At 62.7% G+C, this 20,768-nt stretch carries 12 protein-coding genes and 3 pseudogenes; 7 read left to right on the top strand and 8 right to left on the bottom strand.

Annotation, left to right across the window (positions count from 1 at the left end; translation table 11 throughout):
* Positions 1-37: 37 nt before the first annotated feature.
* Positions 38-853: a transposase gene (locus tag METLW3_RS27820; RefSeq protein ID WP_084484929.1), complete on the top strand. Its 816-nt coding sequence runs from the start codon at positions 38-40 to the stop codon at positions 851-853.
* A pseudogene (locus METLW3_RS26230) lies at positions 835-1,266 on the top strand (transposase); the annotation flags it as partial. The gene METLW3_RS27820 and the pseudogene METLW3_RS26230, both read left to right, overlap by 19 nt.
* 270 nt (positions 1,267-1,536) lie before the next feature.
* On the opposite strand, the gene METLW3_RS0122070 reads toward METLW3_RS26230, so the two are convergent.
* The 3 genes from METLW3_RS0122070 to METLW3_RS0122060 all read right to left on the bottom strand — a co-directional run bounded on the left by METLW3_RS0122070 (position 1,537) and on the right by METLW3_RS0122060 (position 4,157).
* Positions 1,537-3,012, bottom strand: a complete 1,476-nt coding sequence (locus tag METLW3_RS0122070; protein WP_024881628.1) for a HAMP domain-containing sensor histidine kinase — start codon at positions 3,010-3,012, stop codon at positions 1,537-1,539.
* Entirely contained in the window at positions 3,009-3,683 is a 675-nt protein-coding gene (locus METLW3_RS0122065; protein ID WP_024881627.1) for a response regulator transcription factor, read from the bottom strand. The genes METLW3_RS0122070 and METLW3_RS0122065 overlap by 4 nt, the downstream gene beginning before the upstream one ends.
* 90 nt (positions 3,684-3,773) lie before the next feature.
* Positions 3,774-4,157, bottom strand: a complete 384-nt coding sequence (locus METLW3_RS0122060; RefSeq protein WP_024881626.1) for a hypothetical protein — start codon at positions 4,155-4,157, stop codon at positions 3,774-3,776.
* A 403-nt stretch (positions 4,158-4,560) separates the two neighbouring features.
* On the opposite strand from METLW3_RS0122060, the gene METLW3_RS0122055 reads away from it, so the two are divergent.
* The 3 genes and pseudogenes from METLW3_RS0122055 to METLW3_RS27815 all read left to right on the top strand — a co-directional run.
* Positions 4,561-5,277: an outer membrane beta-barrel protein gene (locus METLW3_RS0122055; RefSeq protein WP_024881625.1), complete on the top strand. Its 717-nt coding sequence runs from the start codon at positions 4,561-4,563 to the stop codon at positions 5,275-5,277.
* Between the two features lie 24 nt (positions 5,278-5,301).
* Complete coding sequence (locus METLW3_RS29360) at positions 5,302-6,174, top strand: transposase family protein (protein WP_024881928.1); 873 nt, start codon at positions 5,302-5,304, stop codon at positions 6,172-6,174.
* Positions 6,101-6,253, top strand: a pseudogene (locus tag METLW3_RS27815) (helix-turn-helix domain-containing protein); the annotation flags it as partial. The gene METLW3_RS29360 and the pseudogene METLW3_RS27815, both read left to right, overlap by 74 nt.
* Here METLW3_RS27815 and METLW3_RS0122045 read toward each other — a convergent pair.
* Positions 6,225-6,887: a VTT domain-containing protein gene (locus METLW3_RS0122045; protein WP_024881927.1), complete on the bottom strand. Its 663-nt coding sequence runs from the start codon at positions 6,885-6,887 to the stop codon at positions 6,225-6,227. The pseudogene METLW3_RS27815 and the gene METLW3_RS0122045 sit on opposite strands and share 29 nt — an antisense overlap.
* Before the next feature lie 5 nt (positions 6,888-6,892).
* Positions 6,893-7,474: a methyltransferase domain-containing protein gene (locus tag METLW3_RS27810; RefSeq protein ID WP_084484927.1), complete on the bottom strand. Its 582-nt coding sequence runs from the start codon at positions 7,472-7,474 to the stop codon at positions 6,893-6,895.
* 281 nt (positions 7,475-7,755) lie between these two features.
* Here METLW3_RS27810 and METLW3_RS0122030 point away from each other — a divergent pair, with 281 nt between their 5' ends.
* Together METLW3_RS0122030 and METLW3_RS0122025 are read left to right on the top strand one after the other, a co-directional pair.
* Positions 7,756-8,424 (top strand): response regulator transcription factor, encoded by a 669-nt coding sequence (locus tag METLW3_RS0122030; RefSeq protein ID WP_024881924.1) that lies wholly within the window; start codon positions 7,756-7,758, stop codon positions 8,422-8,424.
* The gene (locus tag METLW3_RS0122025) at positions 8,421-9,836 is read left to right on the top strand and encodes a HAMP domain-containing sensor histidine kinase (RefSeq protein WP_024881923.1); all 1,416 of its coding nucleotides are present in this window, start codon (positions 8,421-8,423) and stop codon (positions 9,834-9,836) included. The genes METLW3_RS0122030 and METLW3_RS0122025 overlap by 4 nt, the downstream gene beginning before the upstream one ends.
* A 349-nt stretch (positions 9,837-10,185) precedes the next feature.
* On the opposite strand, the pseudogene METLW3_RS27105 reads toward METLW3_RS0122025, so the two are convergent.
* The 3 genes and pseudogenes from METLW3_RS27105 to METLW3_RS0122010 all read right to left on the bottom strand — a co-directional run.
* A pseudogene (locus tag METLW3_RS27105) lies at positions 10,186-10,380 on the bottom strand (ATP-binding protein); the annotation flags it as partial.
* Positions 10,381-10,766: 386 nt separating this feature from the next.
* Positions 10,767-11,393 carry a DUF2750 domain-containing protein gene (locus tag METLW3_RS28525; RefSeq protein ID WP_157516644.1) on the bottom strand — a complete coding sequence of 209 codons (627 nt, stop codon included), beginning with the start codon at positions 11,391-11,393 and terminating at the stop codon, positions 10,767-10,769.
* Complete coding sequence (locus METLW3_RS0122010; protein ID WP_198022848.1) at positions 11,384-20,365, bottom strand: PKD domain-containing protein; 8,982 nt, start codon at positions 20,363-20,365, stop codon at positions 11,384-11,386. The genes METLW3_RS28525 and METLW3_RS0122010 overlap by 10 nt, the downstream gene beginning before the upstream one ends.
* Positions 20,366-20,768: the final 403 nt, after the last annotated feature.

Raw genomic sequence — 20,768 nt, 5'->3', positions numbered from 1 at the left:
AGGAGTTTGCCCGCACCGCGCCCGCGCGGGCAAGGGCGTGAACTACGGAACGATCATGGTGGATCTCGAACGGCGCGAAGTCGTCGCCGTGCTTCCTGATCGCTCGGCCGCGTCGACAGCCGTGTGGCTCGGCCAGCACGCCGAGGTCGAGATTGTCAGCCGCGATCGTTGTGGCCTTTATGCGCAGGGCGCGAGGAAAGGCGCGCCACAGGCACGGCAAGTTGCCGATCGCTTCCATCTGTTGCAAAATTTGAGGGAGATGATCGAGAAGCAAATGAGCCGCTCCGACAGGGGGATGGCTTGTCCGGCTTTGCCGGACGCCGCGGATGAGCGCAAGGGCTCGCTCTCGCGCGCGACGAAGGGACGTTTGGAGATGGCGGAGCATCGGCGTCTTACGAAGCAAGCACATCACCGCTCGAGGCAAGCGATCTTCGATCGCGTTCAGATTCTGAAAAGTGCGCGAGCGACGGTGCGGGATATCGCCAGGGATTTGGGCGTTGGCTGGCGCACGGCTAAAAAGTGGGTGCTCGCGACCACGGCGCCGGTTCGAAGAGAAAGAACGCCCACCCCGACTTCGGCGAAATATTTTCGTGACTACATTCTGAACCGTTGGTCGGACGGGTGCACCCGAGGCCATCAATTGTTCGAGGAAATCAAGTCGAGAGGATATTTGGGCAGCTATTCGAATATGCAGCGGGTTTTGGCGCGATGGGGGCTCACGAAACGTGGCGCACCGTCGTTATCTTCTGTGCTCGCGCCAAAGCCCGCGAAAACGGAGCCGACGACAACAGGGGACGTCCTTGCCGAAGCGCCAGCGACGCCTCGTGCTATTGCCCAGCGACCGGGTGGCTGATCTCCCCGATTGCCGCGGCGGCGCTCTGCATGAAGCCGCGTGGTCAGTTAACGCCGGCTCAGGCGGCGAAGGTGGCGGCTCTGAAAGACGCTTCACCGGACTTTGTGATTATGCGCGGACTCGCCATGCGCTTTCGTGGCATTCTTCGCAGCAAGAACGTCGAGGGGCTCGAAACCTGGCTGAACGACGCGAACCGCTCCGGGCTATTCGCCATCCAGCGTTTCGTCCGCACGTTGCGACGCGACATCGAAGCCGTCAAGAATGGAGTGACGGAAGCCTGGAGCAACGGACAAACAGAAGGACAAATCAATCGGCTGAAAACTCTCAAGCGCTCGATGTATGGCCGCGCAGGAGCCGAACTCCTGCGCGCGCGGATGTTGCCGCTTTCGTCAATGGTCGAGCACGGAAAGTGAGGATGACCCGGTTAAGAGCAATCGTGTTTTCTGCTAACTATCGGAAAAGACGCGGGCGAGCTTTCGCTCAGTTAAGAGCAACGTGACAGGCTGGACACCAACCCCGTTACGCCGCTCTCCTCACGCCGTCATCACCCACTTTCCGGCATAGCTCCTCGCACGGCATCGACTGGTTTCCTGATGTTTCGCGGCCACCAAGAATGCGGCCGTGTCGAGAGTCGTATCTAAATGAGGGATCCTCGTCAGGTTGTCTCGAGCGCAGTGCGGAGCTCAACTGGTTCGCGCGACGCAACTGGATTTGATGGCAGGCTTCTTAGCTTCCGCCAGAGGCAACTGCAGCCGGATATGTGTGCCTATCCACGCGCCGTCGAGGATTTCGATGGCGCCGCCGTGCAGGCGCGTAATCTCGAGAGCGAGGCTCAGGCCCAGACCTGCACCGCTCGAGCGCGGGCGTAGTCGATAGAACGGATCGAACACGCGTTCGCGCTCGTCGAGAGGGATTCCAGGTCCCTCGTCGTGGACTTCCACTCCGCCTGTTTCGTCGACCACGACAGTGATGCAGCCCGAGCCGCCGCCGTGCTCAATGGCGTTGCGCAAAAGATTGGCCACGGCGCGCTCGATCTGCTGCGGCCGGACGCAGACCGGCGCTTTGCCGTCGGACGGTTCGAACGAGAACTCATACCCGGCCTCCAGCACCAGCGGCGCGAAATCGGCGGCGAGCATCCTCGCCAGATCGACCAGATCGACCACGTCGCGCGGGCCGGTAGAATGATCGAGCACCTGACGATCGAGCAATTGCTGCGCTAGATGCGACAGCCGCTCGATATCCTTCAGCAGGCGCCGGCTTTCCGGATCCTCGCGCAGCAATTCAGCGCGTGTGCGCAATATGGCGATCGGAGTGCGCAGTTCATGTGCAGCGTCCATGAGGAAGCGATTGCGCTTCTCATAGCCTTCGCCGAGGCGGGCGAGCGCACGGTTGAATGCCTGCACCAGCGACGCGATCTCCTGCGGCACGTCCTCGGTCCGCAGTTGCACGGCACGATTGTCGATGTCGATGGCGCCGGCTTCCTCGGCGGTGGCGACAAGCCCGGCGAGCGAACGGCGCACGACCGCCGGCGTTGTCAGCAGCGTCGTGAAACCCATGACAGTGACGATCGGTAGCAGCGCGACGAGCGTGACGATGACCAGGATCGGCCCGACGCGCAGCCAGTTGGTGCTGCCATCAGCGTTACGGGCGAGATCGATATGCAGGTCGACATTGATCTCGACGCCCGTATTTTCGTCACGTGAGGCGATAGTAGACGCCAGCACGCCTACTCGCCCCGCGGGCGAATCCAGATTGGCGTAGGACGCGGCAGGGTGCGGGCATTCCGGCTCGAAGGTCAAGGTTGCACGATCGACTTGTCTGAGCAGCTCGTCGCCGCCGCTAACATAGGCGGCAGGGACATTGCCTCGCCTGAGCTCCTGGCTCTTTTCGTCTCGCACCACGAACCAAAGGCCGGGGAAGCTTTTGCGGAAGCTCTCGAGCTCAAACGTGTCGCGCAAAATGAGCCGACCATCGCCGTCTCGGCCCAAGGCGCCCGCCACCAGCTGCGTAGCCACCTCGTTATCGACAGCAAGACGCGGCTGCGCGATGAAAAACACCAGAGTGAGCAGGCCGAGGAAGACGAGCAGCGTGGCTGCCTGCAGCAGGATGAGCCTGCGCACCAGCACCCATTGCAACGAATATGGATTGGACTTTTTCATGAGGTGGCGCGCAGGAGATAGCCGAGATTGCGGATCGCCCTGATCTCGACGCCGGCGCGGGCCTCGTCGAGCTTGCGGCGAAGCCGTGAAAGATGAGAATCCAGCGCATTGGAGCCGATCTCGTCATCCATGGCGTAGACCGATTCCTCCAGCGTCGCGCGTAGCACCGCCCTGCCTGGGCGGCGAACCAGCGCCTCCAAGGCCAGTTGCTCGCGGCGAAGCAGTTCCAGTGGTTTGTCGCCGACCAGCGCCTCGCGGTGGTGAAAATCATAGGTGAGGCGGCCTATCACGATCGTCTCGGAACGCAGGTTTGCTGGCCGGCGCTTCAAGGCGCGGAGCCGCGCCATCAGCTCCTCGACGGCGAAGGGTTTGGTCAAATAGTCATCTGCGCCGCCATCGAGGCCAGCGACACGGTCGTCCAGGCCGCCGAGCGCCGTCAGCATCAAGATCGGCGCATCGACATGGCTGGCCCTCAGCTTTGGGATCAAATCGAGCCCCTCGCCGTCGGGCAGGCGGCGGTCGAGAACGAGCGCGTCATAGAGACCGAAGGCGGCGGCCGCCTCGGCGTCGGCGATCGTCGCCACATGGTCGACGATGATATGGCGGCGACCCAGCGCCGATTTCAGCACGGAAGCCATCTCCGGCTCGTCTTCGAGCAGCAGAATGCGCATTGTATCCCTCACGTCTCGTCACGCGCAGGCGCCGCCCGTAGCGGATATCCGAGGCTGCCTTGCGGCGATTTTCCGACAGGCTCGAACGCCTCACTCACATTCGAGCCTCGGCTTGCGAAAGCTCGTCACATACCAATCCTTGCCCCCGCCGCGTGCGTAAAATGTGTAGAAACATTCCCGCTCCTGGACATAACCCGGTGTCACCGTTTCTTCGTAGCGCGCGCCGCGCCAAGTATTCTTGATCTCACCGCTGGTCGAGCCGGCCACTACATCGGTTGAAACCTTGCGCCATTGATATGCGCGCTCGTCACGGCCGAGTTCGAGCACGGTGGAGGGTGGGCCGTAATCGATGATGACATCTTCGACCGGCCTGCCGACATAATTCTTCATGATGTCGGAAGCGCAGCCGACAAGAAGGGTTGTCGAGGCGAGCGCGGCGGCCGCGTATGCAGCGCGAATGGTATCGGAAGACATGGCGGATCCCGTTTAGCGTCACTGCCCGGCTGCTGGCGGTTGGCAGCGCGTTGGCGTGTTATTCGGCGAGCAGATTGCGGCCTTGCTCAGACGAGGCGATGTCGCCTGTCGCTATGCGACAGAAGTGTGCGTCCCCAGCCCCTTTGCAGGCGGGCGCAGACAAGGCAAAAAGCGGGGATGGCGGAACAGAAAAGATTGCGCATGACGATCCTCGAGCGAACGGGAGAAAAATAATNTCTGCATTAAAAATCTATCTGACAAGAGATTTTATTATGCAATCGACGCTGTCGCTGCAATGTTCATGCAATCTAGCAAGCATAGACTTCATTTAGCGGTCAGACCGCACATGCCTGGAAGGTCNGTTACGCATACCTACTCTCATCTTCTCCACCGAGAACAGCAGATGACATGTAAACACCGCTTCACCGCCCTGGTCCTGATTTTCTGCACGACGGCCGCCGACGCCGCTGATTTGCCGCGCAGCTACTTCGTCCCTCCCCCGCCTGTTTTCGTTCCCCCGCCGCCTGTCTTTCTGTTCGAAGGCTTCTATGTCGGCGCACAGATCGGCTATGCGCGGACTGCGACCCGCCTGCGGAATGTGTTTGTCCCGACCGGAGCGACGCTCACGTCGAGGACCATTCACGGCGACAGTTTAATCGGTGGCCTACACGCAGGCTATGATTGGCACAGCGGTCCGCTTGTGTTCGGCCTCATCGGGGATATCAATTTCGCGAACGCCCGCAGCTCGGCGGAGACGGTCTTCGGCGACAGCGTCGTGGACAGGGTCGGCCTACAGGGGTCGATGCGTGGCCGCGTCGGCTATGCCTTCGATCGCATTCTCTTCTATGCAACAGGCGGATTGTTCCTCGCGGATGTCTCGAGACATTACTACTCGGGCGCCTTTGCGGCTCATCGCAACGATATTGTCGTCGGCCCTACGCTGGGCCTCGGCGTTGAATATGCGTTAGACGACCGATGGCGCGCCAAGATCGAATATCGCGTCGATGGTCTACCGACGCAACGCGAATATTTCACGCCGATTTCACCCGGCGTGAAGTTGAGGCGCGAGTCCGGCGAGGGAGAAATCAAGCTCGGCTTGAGCTATCGCTTCGGCAATTGATCTTTAAAGCACGCATGTGAAAGCATGCGCCTCGAGGGCATGTCGGGCTCCTCCATTCGGGTCATGGCGCATCGGGGCATGAAGTCGTTCCGCTTTTTCATTGAAACGGCGGACGACTCGGCTTCTGTTTCGATACGTTTCCGACACAAAAACCGCGTCCACGTCGGCTGGCGCCGCTCTACATGCACGTCGAAGTGGATGCGAAGAAACGCTCGGCGTCTGGACTCGTGTGGCATGGGCGAGCAGGGCTGTTCAACGCTCTATACTTTGTCTGATGAATTGATGTTATTTTTCGCTTTTCATGCCTGGAAGTGCCTGAATCTATGGGGAGCAACCCGAATCAGAGGTTGCCCCATGACGACGATCGATCTCGCATCCTGCCTTGCCGCCATCCCGGATCGGCGGCGCGCCGAAGGCAAAATTTACAACCAGGTCGGCGTCATCCTATTCTCGATCATCGCCATGCTGAGCGGCGCCCGGTCGTATCGGCAAATCCACGCCCTGATCCAGGCGAGGCTCGGCGTGCTCAATGCGGCGTTCCCAGACGCCGCCCTGCGAAGAGCGCCAGCCTACACCTCCGTGCGCGGAATCCTGCGACAGATCGATCCCAACGAGCTCGAGCAGGCATTTCGCCGTCATGCGGAAAGTCTCGACAGTTGCGGCGCCGCCGCGCCGTCCCGCTTCATCGCCATCGACGGAAAGACGTTGCGGCAGAGCTTCGACGCTTTCGCCGATCGCAAAGCCGCTCGCTACGCCGCAATGAAAAGCGCGCGTCGCGAGCGGCTTGCTCCCGAACTGCTACACCACCAAAGGGGGGCCGACCGCCGAATATGTTGGCATCACCGAGGCCAATCTGTCCCTGCTGAAACAAGGGCGGGTCAAAGCTGTGCGCTTTGAAACGCTCGCCCGGATCTGCGAGTTTCTCGGTTGCGCGCCAGGCGACATACTCATTGCCGAATCAGCTTCGCCGCCCTGATATTTGCTGGAAGTGAACCGTCCGGCTGTTCGCAGTCTATCGGTGGAAAGCCCAAGCGCCGAACGCTGGAGAAGATCGCAATCTCCAACGCGACCAGTATGATCGAACTCCAAAAACCCACATGGGCAGGATCGTGGCCGGTGCCGCGCAACAGAAATCCCAGCACCAGAAAAGGCGTGTTCCACATAAGAATGCCAAGGGCCGTTGCCGCGACAAAGGGGGCGGCTTGAAGTCTGAGGACACCGGCGGGCAGCGCCAAGTAAATCCGCGCCACTGGAACGATCTGGCCGATCAGGGTGACCCGGAAGTGGTTATGCCAGTAGGCATCGGCGAGGCGTTGATAAACCTGTGGTTTGAGAAAGATATATTTGCCAAAGCGGGCCACGACCATCTCGATGCGCGGCCCGCCGATCGAGCGGCCGATTCCGTACCAGATCATGGAACCCGTGAGTGAGCCGGCGGCAGTTGCCAGGATCATCACGACAAGAGCCTTGACGTCAGCAACGGTCATGCCGAGCAGCATCAGCATCACGTAGGACGGCACCACCGGTGCAAGTTTCTCGGTCAGCGCGATAAGGACAGTTCCCAGCAGGCCGAGGCTGAGGAATTGCGCCAGGAGAGGGGAAGCGTCCATCGGCATCATCCTTGTCCCGGCCATCGCCGAGTTATGCGATATACGGCTGCTGGCGGCACATTACGAAACGTCTTGCCGACATGGGTGGCCTCCAGGTCCAGTTCGGCGAGTACCGCATCCGGGACAGAGCAGCGCTCTCCGTAGGTAAAGAAGTAAAAGGCCCCATCCTGGCGCAAATAGCGGAAGGCTCCTTTGACGATCGCCGCGATCTTCTCTTGCGGCATGTTCAGAAAACCAAGCCCGCAGACCACAGCGCCGACCGGAGCATCCCGATAGAGTTCGTGCCGGTCGAGCAAGGCGGCGTCCATCCAGAGCACCCGTGCTTCGGGAAACCGCCTCTGGAGCAGTCGGGCGAAGTCGGAACCGTATTCGATCAGCGTCAAATCCTGCTGTCGCACACCGCGTGCGAGTAACGCCTGGGTGAAAACGCCGGTGCCGGGACCGAGCTCGAGGACAGGTCCGGTTACCGCTGAGATGTCCTTTGTAATCAGCGAGGCCAGCGCTTGCCCGGAGGGTAGAACTGCGGCAACGCTTCGCGGGCTGCGCATCCATTCGCGCAAGAATGGAATTGCGGCGGCAAACGGCATACAGGAACTAGGTTTGGGGGCGGATGACAGGGCTGGTGAAGCCTGGGAGGACTTTGAATTCATTATGGATATCTCTGTGTGAGCGCAGCCAATCGGCCCTTTCCTGAAGTGCCGTTTCGGAAAATGTCTCACGGTTCGCTGTCGGCAGTGTGTCGCGGAACATTCGTGATAAAATTTCGCGAAACCGGCTTCTGGGTGGTTTTCTGCAAGGCTACCGCCATGTTGGCGCTTTAAAAGACACCTGTATTTTCCATGCAGACTTGGAAGAGTGAAACGGCGACATGCGAGTGTTATTGGTCGAAGACGAGCCCGAGATGGCTTCTGCGCTGCGTGCCGCGCTGACCCGCCATGACATGATTGTGGATCATGCGCCAACCCTCTTTGAAGCTGAGGTAATTGTGGGAGCGTGCTCTTACGACGCCATGGTGCTGGACCGCCGATTACCCGATGGGGACGGCCTTTCCCTGATTCCGAAATTGCGGGCGCAAGGCAATTTCGTGCCGGTCCTCGTTCTCACGGCCCGCGGCGATCTCTCCGACCGCGTGACGGGACTCGACCAAGGGGCGGACGACTATCTGGCAAAGCCCTTCGCCTTCGACGAGTTCATGGCGCGTTTGCGCGCGCTGCTGCGCCGACCCGCCAATGTGCAATCAACCAGCATTCGTGCCGGTCGCCTGTCTTTCGACTTCATGAACCGCGAAGCCAGCATCGAAGACAAGGTGTTGGATCTCACACGGCGGGAAATCCTCGTACTGGAAGCGCTGCTGCGCCGCCTGGGGCGCATGGTGCCGCGCGCTTTGCTGATGGAGGCGGTCTTTGCATTGGATAACGAGGTGCAGCCCAATGCACTCGACACCCAGGTATCTCGGTTGCGGCGAAAGCTGGCCGATGGCGGCGTCATCATCAACGGCGTTCGCGGTGTCGGCTATTTACTACGCGAGGCGCCATGAGGCTGCGGTATCCCCGATCGCTCCAATGGCGTCTCGTCGTTTATCTCGCGGTCACGCAGGCGGCCATGCTGGCTTTGCTTGGTGTGCTCATCCTAACGGTCATCGGCCTGATGTGGCGCAGTGGCGCCTTGGGCAACGAATACGAAGGCAGCACGATCGATGTCTTGACCGAAGCTGTCGAGCGTGCGCCCCAAGGTGAACTGATGTTGACCGCTACGCCCGATCTGACGCGCCTTCGATCAGAAAATCCCGATCTCTGGTTCCTCGTCCGCGATGCCCAGGGGCATCGGCTATCCGAAAGCGCCGTCCCGTCCGATCTAGTACCCGTTGCCAACGCGCTAGACCACATCGACCAGGCCCGTCTGGGCGCGCATCCGAGTGATGACACTCCACCGATCGCTGTCGTTCGTTGGGTGGAGACGAAAGCCGGCCGTCTTCAGATGCTGGCGGCGGCGAAGGGACGCCTTTCGGCAAGTAAAGTCATCGCGACGGCGCAACCGCTGTTTCTCAACGTGGTCCTGCCCATCATCGGGCTCACGACGCTGGCGACTATTCTGGTCACGCCCTTCGCCGTCCGCCGCGCGATGGCCGGATTGGGCAAAGCCGCGAAGGATGCGGAACACATTGACATCGACCGCAGCGGGGGGCGCCTTTCGACGGATCGCGTGCCTGCCGAGGTGGTTGCGTTCGTGAAGACGGTCAATCAGGCGCTGGACCGTCTCGATCGGGGATATGAGAGACACAAACGCTTCCTTGCCGATGCGGCACACGAACTGCGCACTCCGATCGCCATTCTGACAACCCGTATTTCTGCCCTGCCAGCCGGGTCGGATCGGGCACGGTTGCTAGAAGACACCTCACGCCTCGCAGTGTTGGCGGGGCAACTCCTCGATCTTCAGCGCCTCGATCAGGGGGACGCTTCGCGCAATCCAGTGGACCTAGCGGTCATGGCCGAGAAGGTCGTTCTGGACCTTGCGCCACTCGCCTTTGCTGCGGGGTATGACATGGCGTTCGAGCCAGAAGCCGACAGCGTCGTGACTCTGGGGGACGAAACGGCGCTCGAACGAGCGTTGGCCAATCTCGTGCAGAATGCGATCGATCATGGCGGCCGACGTGGAACGATCACGGTCCGTGTCGCTAGTGCCGGATGGATCGACGTGTGCGACGAGGGCGACGGCATCCCGCCGGAAGAACACGAACAAGTCTTCGAGCCCTTCTACCGTCTCAGTCACGCAGGGAGCGGCGCGGGCCTTGGGCTCGATCTGGTTCAGAAGATCATGCGATTGCACGGTGGTCATGTCGAGATTGCCGCCGGGCCGTCGCGGGGGGCGTGCCTGAGAATGGTATTTCCGGCGCCGCAAAGCGTGGAATATTCGCAAGACTTGACGCGCCCATCATCCAATTGCTCATAGAAGCCAATGCAGCCGGCCTCCGTCCGCGGGTTCTGGCGCGAACGGCGTGAGCGTACATAATCTTTCCGTGGGCACAACCAGACGCTGGGGCGCTGGGGTTATGGGCGATGCTGCGCGTGGACGATCTTTTCAAAGGACGCCATTTCTGTCGCGTTGCCGTTAACTCGGCTCTGCTTCACTCTCGGTGGGTCTTCCTCTGTCAATCGGCATCCAAAATTGACCCCCGATCGGCGTTCAAAATTGACCCCCATTTTTCATAGGGCGGAACGCGAGCGCTCGCCCCGGCGGAGCCTGGCGGGGTTGCGCAGCCGGGGCGAGTGCGTTTCGGTTCGCGATTTGATCGGGGGCGTCAGGCGCGGTTCTTGAAGCGCCAGCTTTCATTGCCAGTTTCGACGATGTCGCAATGGTGAGTGAGGCGGTCGAGCAGCGCGCTGGTCATTTTCGCATCGCCGAACACGCTCGGCCATTCGCCAAAAGCGAGATTGGTGGTGACGATGATCGAGGTTCGTTCGTAGAGCCGGCTGATCAGATGAAAGAGCAATTGTCTGGCCGTCGGCGCTCCATTCATAGCGATTGTCGGCGTTCTCCAGCACGCGGTCGGCGTTGTCGACGGCGTAGCTCGCCGAGATATGGGAGGCGATGCGATTGCCTTCCGGATCGTAGGAATAGCTCTCGATCTGCTGCGGCGGAGCGACCAAATTCGCGCCGGTCAGACGCTCGACGGCGTCATAGGAGAAGGTCTTGGTTCCGGAGAGCTCGGCAAGGGCGGAGAGATTGCCGGGCAGATCATAGGCGTGGTCGAATTTCAGGAGGGGATTGCCGGACGGCGTCGCCCGATGCGCGAGGCTGGCGAGCCGCCCCGTCTGCGCCTCGAAGGAGAGATCGGTTTCGAGCCCGTTGGGGAAGCGTCTTCGCGGAACAGGGGCGCTGTCAAGGCAGCTTACCTTTGGGGCCGCACTTCATCGGCCGATGGTAAGCGTCCTTGAGAGCGATACGATATTCTTCATCGGACATTTTCGACGCCAACGGACCGCTCTCAACCTTGTAATACCACGCGATACTTTCAAGGTGTTTCTTTGCAAGGATTCGCGGAGGATCGACTACGGTACGCTTGCTTGGAAGCCAAAACCTCGCTGCAAACAGTTTTTTGGCTGGCAAATCAACAGCTAAGACACTAAAAATATATTCCAGAATATCGAGTTCGCGTATATTAGCTGTCAATCCGAGGGCGTCTCTTGCGTATGCTGCATATTTTTCAGCCGGCCAGAATGGAACGGCACTACGAATTTTGCCTCGCTCATCTTCAATTTGGAACTCCATTAATGTGTCGTTCTTTTCTAAAGCCCAAACTTTTCCAAATCTTAGCATTCCGCCAGTAAATTTCTCGCTTCGCCGCTCAGCGTTAGCTAAGTTGATCAAGGCAACGAATTCTTTTGAACTAGGCTCTGCCGGCTCAGAGAAAACTATTTTGCCGGAGGAAATCGCCTGGGCAAGACGCTCGCCGTCCAAGCCCGCTGCGCTGAGAACGCGATTCGAATGTCTGCGATCTATCGCCATAGCGGGTTCCTTCCGGTAAGGCCTGGACGAGCTCTATTATCGGCGGCCCACTCAAGGCGTGACCGCGGGTCATGGGCGCCTCTGTTCGAAGGGTAGTGACCACAATCCATTCCGGGCGGGTTTCTTATTCGTGACCAATCCCCTTTCGTTCTCGCTAGTTCCGTTTGAATCCACCCCTTTATAGAATTGGGTGTGTTCGTGTTGTTCAACACATTTTTCCAGAACCATCCTGGCGCATTATGCGCTTCTGCGCCCTCGTCTCCGACGAAATAATTATGGTCCTGTCCGACCGCGAAATTATAGACCAGCGTCGGCTGCTCTTCCATTGAGACATCGGTCACCGCGAGCGTCGCGTCGTGCTCGGAGATAATCCGGTCGCCCCTCTCGAGCCGACGCACCTCCGTCCAGCCCTTGCCCGCCACGAAGAACGGATGCTCGCTCGTCACATTGAGCGTCTCGCGTCGTCCATCCGGCCCGTCGAGCGTCAGATGAACGATGCTCGGCGCCGTGCGGCGGAACAGCTCGCGCACCGGACGCCAGCCTACCTCCCCGGTGAAGCCGTCGCGCGCCGCGACCAGATCGCCGATCGCGATCTCCTCGATCGGCCGGCGGCCCTGCGCCGTCTCGATCGGCGTCCCCGCCTCGAAGGACGAGAAGCCCGAGATCGAGCATCCCGGCGACGGCGAGGACTTGCGCGTCGGAGGCTGCGGTTTCTTCACCGCCTTCACCGCGCAGGACGACATGTCGGTCACGAGGTCATAGGCGCCGACTAGCGATGGGTCGTTGGCGAAGGAGAGCGCGTCGGCCAGCACGAAGAAAGTGCAAGCGATGCGCGCGCCGATCTTCTGAACTGCGCTGCCGCTGCGCGCGGCCACAAAGGCCGCGTCTGCGCCAGTCGTCAGCGCGGTGGTCCCCTCCGCCGTCGTCACGATGCCGCCGCCGAGAATGGCGCCGACAGTCGCCTGATCGATCGCCCCCTCTTCCGCCGCGGCGCTCAGCCCGCTCGGATCGCTCCAATTCTTCGGATTGTTCCAGGCGAAGCTGTAGAGGTTGGAATCGCCGCCGCCATAGCCGAGCGGATCCTCGGCGAGGAAGCGCCCGAGCGCCGGATCGTAGAAGCGCGCGCGGTTGTAATAAATGTCAGGGCCGGGGATCCATTCCCGCCCCTTCCAGCCATAGGGCTGCAAGGGAAGGCTCTCCACCACCGCCAGTCGCCGACCGAAGCTGTCATAGTCGTAACGGTTGAAGACGGTGGAGCCGGCGTTGGTGATAAGGCGGATCGAGCCTTCGCCATCGGCATGATAGTAGAACTGCGATCCCGTCCCCGGCGTCGGAGCCGCGCCCTGCGCATAGACTTCCGTCGCCAGCGGCTGGTCGTCCAGAGGGCCGTGGACATAGCGCACCCATTGGTCGCCGCTGGCGAGACGCCGCCGCGCCAGCACGACGTCGGGACCGTCGTAATAGAGCTCCTCATTACCACGCGGAGCCGGCCATTGCGGCGACACGAGACGCCCGAACGGGTCGTAGACGAAGCCGATGGTCGTCCCGTCGGAGCCGAGAGCGGCGTCGAGCCGCATCTGGTTCGTGCGGGCGCGGAACGAGCTGACGAAGCTCCAGGCGACGCCGCCATTCTTGGGCGTGCGCTTGGTCAGCTGGCCGTCGGCGCTCCATTCGTAGCGATTGTCGGCGTTCTCCAGCACACGGTCGGCGTTGTCGACGGCGTAGCTCGCCGAGATATGGGAGGCGATGCGATTGCCTTCCGGATCGTAGGAATAGCTCTCGATCTGCTGCGGCGGAGCGACCAAATTCGCGCCGGTCAGACGCTCGACGGCGTCATAGGAGAAGGTCTTGGTTCCCGAGAGCTCGGCGAGGGCGGAGAGATTGCCGCGCAGATCATAGGCGTGGTCGAATTTCAGGAGGGGATTGCCGGCCGGCGTCGGCCGATGTGCGAGGCTGGCGAGCCGCCCCGTCTGCGCCTCGAAGGAAAGATCGGCCTCCAGTCCATTGGGAAATACGAGACGCTGCGGCCGGCCGGCGCCGTCGTAGCTCTGGGTAATGGTCTGGCCCCATGGCGTCCCGATCGCCGTGACGCGATCTTCCGCGTCATAGGCGTAGGCTGTGACGCCGCCGAGGCTGTCGTTCATCGACACGCGCCGCGACAGCGCGTCATAGGCGTAGGAGAAGACGACGGAGAGCGGATAGCCCGCCGTCTGCATGCCGACTGGGCGGTTCAGCCCGTCATAGCCGAAATCATAGCCGAGGCCATTGTCGCCGCGCGTCGACACCAGATTGGACGCGGCGTCATAGGAGAAGCTCGTCCCGCCCTCCCCGATCAGCCGCTGCAGCCGATCATAGGCGAGCGCTTGGCTTTGCCCCGTGGGCGTCGAGAGCGAGACGGGATTGTCATTGCGGTCATAGCGGGTCAGCCAGCGACCGCCCAACGGATCGACGCGTAGGTCTAGGCGCTTGTAGACGTCATAGCCGAGCTGCGTCTGCTTACCGCGCGCATTGACGACGCTCACCGCATTGTCGCGCAGATCATAGCCGAGGCTGCGCGTCGCGCCGAGCGCGTCGGTGACCGTGACGAGGCGATTGGCGGCGTCATAGGCATAGCTCGTCACCGCGCCCGAGGCGTCCGTCGCCGTCAGCCGGTTGCCATTGGCGTCATAGGTGAAGCTGCTCGTCCCGGCGTCGGGCGTCGTCTCGGAGACGAGACGATTGTCGCCGTCGAAGCTGCGCCGCGTGACATTGCCGGCCGGATCGACGATCTGAATGACATTGCTATTGCCGTCATAGCTCGTCGCCGTCACTTGGCCGGCGGCGGAAGTCTGCTGGACGAGACGATTATTCGCGTCGTAGCGTGAGGCCCGATTGCGGGCGATCGCGGTTCCCACTGCGTCGACGGTGAGGATGAGATTGCCGCTGCCGTCGTAATAGCGGTCGAAGGCCGCGCCCGTCGTGTCGGTCGTGCGCGCGAGATTGCCGCTGGTGTTGTAGGCATAGCTCGTCACATGGCCGAGTGGATCGGTCTTGGTGAGCGCGAGGCCGCGGGCGTCATATGTATAGGCCGTGACCCCACTGAGCGCGTCGGTCATCGCCGTCATATTGCCGTTGGCATCATAGCTCCATTTGGAGACATTGCCCTCGGGGTCGGTCTTCTGGATCAATTTGTCGTGGGTCGGCTCGTAGACATAAGAGCTGACCCGCTCGAGAAGGCTGCCGCTCACCGGATCGGCAGCATGTCCGACGCCCTCGCGCCGCTGCAGGAGATTGCCGCGCTCGTCCCAGAGAAATTCCTCGATCAGCGTGTCCGAGGCGCCGATCTGCGGCAGGCCGAGAGGGCTCGGCGATATTGCGCCCGTGCTCGCGCCAGCGGGGATTTCGCTGCGCACGACATGATTGGCGTCATCGCGATAAAAGCGCGAGACGCGGCCGAGAACGTCGGTGACGCGCACCACCGCGCCCCATTCATTGACCTCCGACTCGCTGAGATTGCCCTTGGCGTCGACCATCTGCGTGATGCGGTCCTCAACGGGCACGAAAGCCGCATTGGTCGGCCCGCCGAGATCGACGCCCAAAGCGTCGAGGCCGAGCGCGCGCGAGACGTCGAGCTTCACTGTGCTCCCGTCGGGATAGGTCTGGCTCTTCAGCTGGCCCGTCGATGAATAGCTGCTGCTCGTCTTGCCGCCATTCGGATCGATCGTCGTGACGAGCTGACGATTGCCATCGTAGAGATATTGCGTGACATTGCCGAGCGGGTCGACGACCTTGGTGAGATTGCCCGCGGCGTCGTGCTCATAGCTCGTCGTGCGGCCGGCGCCGTCGGTGCTGGAGGCGAGCCATGAGCCGGAATAGGAAAAGCTCGTCGTCACGCCGGTCGGCCCGACGATCCGCGTCAGCTGGCCCTGGCCGTTGTACGAATAGTCCGTCGAATTGCCATTGGCGTCGACGAGCCTGGTCTGGAAGCCGTCGGCGCCGAAAGTGACGGTGGTCCCGTCATTGTAGATGCGCCGATAGCTTCCGTCGCCATTCTGCACCAGCCGCGTGTAATCGCCGATCGGCGAGACGAAGGCGCCGTCAGGATGCGGCTTGCCGAAATAAATGGCGACGCGATCATTGTCGATGTCGTTGACCGCGACGTCGGCGACACCGTCGCCATCGAAATCGGCGACGTCGATCTCGAAGCCGACGCGGAAGGGCGTGTCGATCTTCACCGGCGTCGGATTGAAATTTCCCTTGCCGTCATTGAGGAAGACATAGAACCCCGCGCTCTTCGCCGAGACGATGAGGCTCGGACGATTGCCATTGGCGAGCGGAGCCAGCGTCACGCTGTCGGGCGCGAGGCCGCCGGGAAGCGTGAGCGTCTGGCGGATATATTGGTTGCCGGCTCCGGTCTGGCGCCATTGCACGATATAGACGGCGTTGGAGGCGGCGACGGCGAAGGCGGGCAGGCCGGAGGCGTCGATGTCGGCGGTGGCGAGCGCGCGTGACGGGCCGACCGGCCCGAGCGCCGTCGGCATTCTGATCGTGTCGAAGACCCACTCGTCTCCGTCCACCTGCCAATAGCCGAGACCGCTCGGCCCGCGCGACCAATGGCCGCCGAAGCCATCGGCGTTTCCGCCATAGGTGAAGGAGAGCGAGCCGTCGGTGGTCAGCACCGCGACTGTGTCGTGCTGAAAGCCCGGCAGACGCACTTTGACATGGGTGACATTGTAGCCGGGCAGTCGTGGCGCGTCGTGATGGAAGGTGAAATTGTTCCTATCGTCGTTGAAGATGATGTGAAGATCGGGGTAGCCGCCCTGATTTTCGCTCATCATGAGATGGCCGCCGCCATCCCCGATAAAGTCGCCCATCACAATGGCGCCGCCGGCGCCGTTGGATTCGACGGCGAGCGGCACGGGCAGGAAGGAGCCGCCCGAGCCGCCGACGAGAATCTTCGCGAGATTGTGCCGCGAGTTGACATAGGCGACGTCGATATTGCCGTCGCTGGTCACATCTCCGGCGGCGACATCCGTCACATCGACGTTGAGAGTGCCATTGGCGTTTTGCGAGCCGGCGTCGCCGATGATCGGCGATGCGCTCTTGACGAATTGCCGGCCGCCGCGATTGAGAATGACGTTGAGAGAGCCGTCCCGCCAGCCGAGCCGCAGGATCGACGGAAGCCCATTGCCGAGCAGATCGGCCGTCGCGCCGAGGAAAGGTCCGCTGACGGGGATATAGACCGGGTCGGGCAGAAAATCCGGAGCCTGCTCCGGATGCGCGATCAGCGTGCGGCCATTGCCCTCGACGATGGCGAGCGAGCCGTCCGCCTGCTTCTCGAGCTTCTGCAGCTCGGCGAGCTGCCAGCCGGCGCCGAAGGGGCTTTTCGCCTGATTATTGACGACGAGCGTCCCCGTCGCCTGCGCGCCGACCGCCGAGCAGGCGAATTTGGCGATGGTGAGCAGTGAATAGCGATAAGAGCCCGAGACGAGATTGGTCGCATCGGCGACGCCGGCCTGTATGACGCCATTGTCGCGGCCCGGATCGAGAGGGCCGGCGCCCGCGATCGGGGTCGATAAATTGGTCGTCGAAGCCGTTTGCTGCGCGATATTCGCGAGGGTGAGCCGGCTCGTCAGCGTCTGCGGCAGGCCGAGCCCAGCGCCGAACTGCGCCGCGGCGTCGACGATCGGACGGGCGTTGGCCGTCGTCGAATGGTAGACGAAAGTCAGACCGCGCGCGGCGCCGAGCTCGCGCATTCCCGGCGGCGAGAAGCTCGTCGCGAGATCGCCGCCGCCGAGCGCGCTGGGGTTGAATATGTCGGCGGGCTGCGTCTTGCGTTCGACCATTCCGGCGTGGCGGGGCGTCATGGCGAGCACTGTGCCGCCCGGAACGCCCCCGATGAGTGTGGAGATGCGCGCGCCGTCCGACGAGACCTGGCCGATTCCGACGACGCGGGCGCTGGCGAGCTGCGGATCGAAGGCCCAGAGATCGACCTGCGCGCCGGGCGGAAGCCTGTCATTGTTGGCGAGGGTGAGCTGGGCCGGAGGATTGAAGGTGACGCCTGTGGGCGAGACGACCAGCAGCTGACAGGGCGCGAAGCCGGCCGGCAGGCCGATCGGCGTGCCCGCGGGCAGCGAGCCGATGGACACCTGACCCGTATAGGGCGCCCCGCTGGCGGTGAAGGCCGAATTGGGCGCGATGGTCAGCGTCACGCCGAGCGCAGAATTGGTGATCGTCGTCGAGCCGGAGCCGCCGACGCTGCCCCCGCCGGAGGCCCGCGCCAGAAGGATCGGGCCGTCGAGCGTGTTGACGACGCCGGCGATCAGCGGCGCCGGGAGGACCGTGTCGAGATAGGACGAGCCGTCGGGCGCGGGCGTGGCTCCGCTGGCCGCGACGACGAGCGTCCCCTGCCCGGCGGGGAGGCCGGAAAGGGCGATCGCGCCGGTCGCGTCGCTGGTCGCGCCGATCGAGCCGATCGAGACCGCCGCGCCGACGACCGGAGTCGACACGCCATTCGCGTAATTCACGGCGTCATAGACCTTGGCCGTGAGGCTCGCCGTCGTTCCGACCGGCGTCCCCGTCACCGTCACGGGAACGGTCAGCGTGATCACATCCTTCCCATTCGTCGCCTGGAAGGTGAAGGAATAGCCGGGTGGATTATTGCTCTGTGGCCTGAATTTGAACGCACCGGTGGTCGCATCGAAGCTCGCCCCCTGAGGCAGAGCTCCGGAATAGGCGTAGCTCACCGGCTTGCCGCTGGAGTCGGTCGCGGCGACTGTGAAGGAGACGCTCGAGCCGAGCGCGACGCTCTGCGCGGGCACCGGCGTGAAGGTGAAACCGCCCTGCGCGACGATCGTCGCTGTCGTCGGAGCAGAGGCGTTATACGGATCGGAGACGACCAGCTGGACGGTATAGGAGCCCGCCACGTCGGGAACGAGATGCGCCACGGAGGCGGCGGCGTCGGTCACCGCGGCGCGGCTGCCTCCCGGCGCGCTCTTCAACGTCCAGGCGAAAGTGAGCGGATTGCCGTCCGGGTCGACGGAAGTCGAGCCGTCGAAGCTCGCCGTCTGGCCGACGAGAACGGGGGATTTGGCGGAGATCGCAGCGACCGGCTTCTGCGCCGTCACCTCGACGACGAGCGTGCGCGGCCGGCTGTTGAGCACGCCGTCCGACACGATCAGCTGAACGACATAGCGGCCATAGGCGTCGGGCTTCAACGTCGGAAGCGCGCTCGTCGGATTGCCGATGCCCGCCGCAGAGCCGGCGGGGCGCCACAGCAGCGACCATTTGTAGGTGAGCCCGCCGTTCGGCGTCGCCGGAAGATTGGGATTGATGGAGGATGAGCCGTCGAGCCCCACGACGACTCCGCGATAGGCGACGCCGACCTGCCGCGGCGCGGCGACAGGACGCGCCTCCACCGTGGAGACGACGACGTCGTCGGTCGAGAACAGCAGACGGTTCTCGACGGTGAACTGCGCCACGACGAGCTTCGGCGTCGGGCCGGAAGAGCGGTCCTTTCCGCTCGGCGAGATGGCGAGGGCGGCCGTGAGAGAAGAGGCATTGGCGAGCGCGCCCGGAAGCTGGTCGCCGAGGCCGAGGACCGTCCAGCTGGCCGAGAGCGCGCCGCCTTCCGGATCGCGCGACGCCGAGCCGTCGAGGGAAACGATGTCGCCCGCGCGCGCCAGCGGATCGCGCCCCGCATCGGCGATCGGCGCGGCGACCTCCGTCGTGATGACGACTGTCGCCGGCCGCGCATGGCCGAACCCATCGTCGACGATGAGCTCGGCGAAATAGGAACCGGTGACATCAGCCGTGAAACCGGGCTTGACGGAGGTGGGATCGTCGAGCGCGGCGGAAGATCCCGCCGGTCGCGAGATCAACGCCCAGCGATAGGTGAGCGCGTCGCCGTTCACATCGGTAGAGCGCGAGCCGTCGAGCGTGACTTTCGCTCCGGCTGCGACGCGCTGATCGTCGCCTGCGTTCGCCACAGGGGGAACATTGCCGGTGGTCAGCAGGCTCGTGACCGGGCGCGCACCGCCACGCGAGCGGGTCCCTTCACTCCCTTCGTGATCATCGTCGTGACTGCGGTCGCGGTCCCGATTCCGAGGGCGACCGTGATCGTCGCCACGGTCGCCCTCGCGGCTGTGCTCATGGCTGTCTTCGCTGCCCCGCGCCACGACCTGTAGCGTCGCCTGCACGACATAATCGCCGGAGCGGTCGAGCGTCACGGCCTGACGGGCGTCTGGTCCCGTCTTGAGGCGCGCGGCGCTTCCGGCGGGTTTCGACAGCAACGTCCAGCCGACATTGGTGACGGCCGCTGTTCCGGGCGGCAGATAGGTTCCGTCGGCGTCGACCCTCGCAGTGGCGCCCTGCGCGAGCAGTTGCGCCGGCCCCGCGCTGGCGCGGCCGCGCAAAGCGACACGCGTAGAGAATGTCACCAACGACGGCGAACTGATCTTGCCCGTGGCGTCGACGACGACGAGTTGCGCGACATAGGCTCCCTCTGAGTCGACGACGAATGTCGGACGCGCGACGGTCGTCGACGACAGGGCGGCGGCGCTATGCGCAGGCCGGCGCAGCAGCGTCCATCGATAGGCAATCGCGTCGCCGTCGGCATCGAAGGAGCGCGCGCCGTCGAGCGCAACGGTCGCACCGACCGAGACCTTCCGATCGAGGCCGGCGTCGGCTACAGGGGCGACATTTTGTGTCGAGACTACGACGCTCGCTCGCGCCGAGCTGCGATCGTCGTCGCCGCCCTCGGCCTGCGCCGTGACCGAAAAGATATAATCACCCGCGACGTCGACCTTGAACACGGGCCGTACGGCGGAGCTGTCGGAAATCCCTGCGGCGCTGCCCGACGGCCGCTGGGTGATCGCCCAACGGTAGCGCAGCGCACGCCCGCTCGCGCTGGTGGACCCGGAGGCATCGAGCTGAATGGTCTGCCCCACCGATGCGTGGCGATCGAGACCAGCGCTGGCGGCGATGTCCGCCACTCCGTCTTCAGCCGAGGCCGCGGATATCTGACCAGCGATGCTCAACAGGCAAATAGCGGCGAATGCTAGAAAAATTGCGCGAGCGCGATTGTCATAATTCGGTCCGAAGAAAGCACGGCGAGGAAACATCGAAGGCCTCAAATCTAGTAACCGAGGACCATGAATTCGCAACTCAGAAGAACAAAGCGAAAATGATCCATCATAATGGTGTTCAGCGCGCGAGCTTTTTGCGCATCAGCGTGAGCTTTGCAAGCGCTTTCCAGAAAATATTTGGGCTCGTCAGTCCCGATGGTCAGGGAAAAGGTTGTCACACCACATGAATATCGAGCGGCCTCGTCGATGACAGGGCGTGAGGTAATTGCTCAGGCTCCATCATCTCTGGCGGCCGCGAGGTGGGTGCGGG

Origin of the sequence: Methylosinus sp. LW3, from assembly GCF_000527115.1 — a bacterium.
Classification (GTDB): domain Bacteria; phylum Pseudomonadota; class Alphaproteobacteria; order Rhizobiales; family Beijerinckiaceae; genus Methylosinus.
This window is presented reverse-complemented; position numbering and strand designations above follow the sequence as displayed.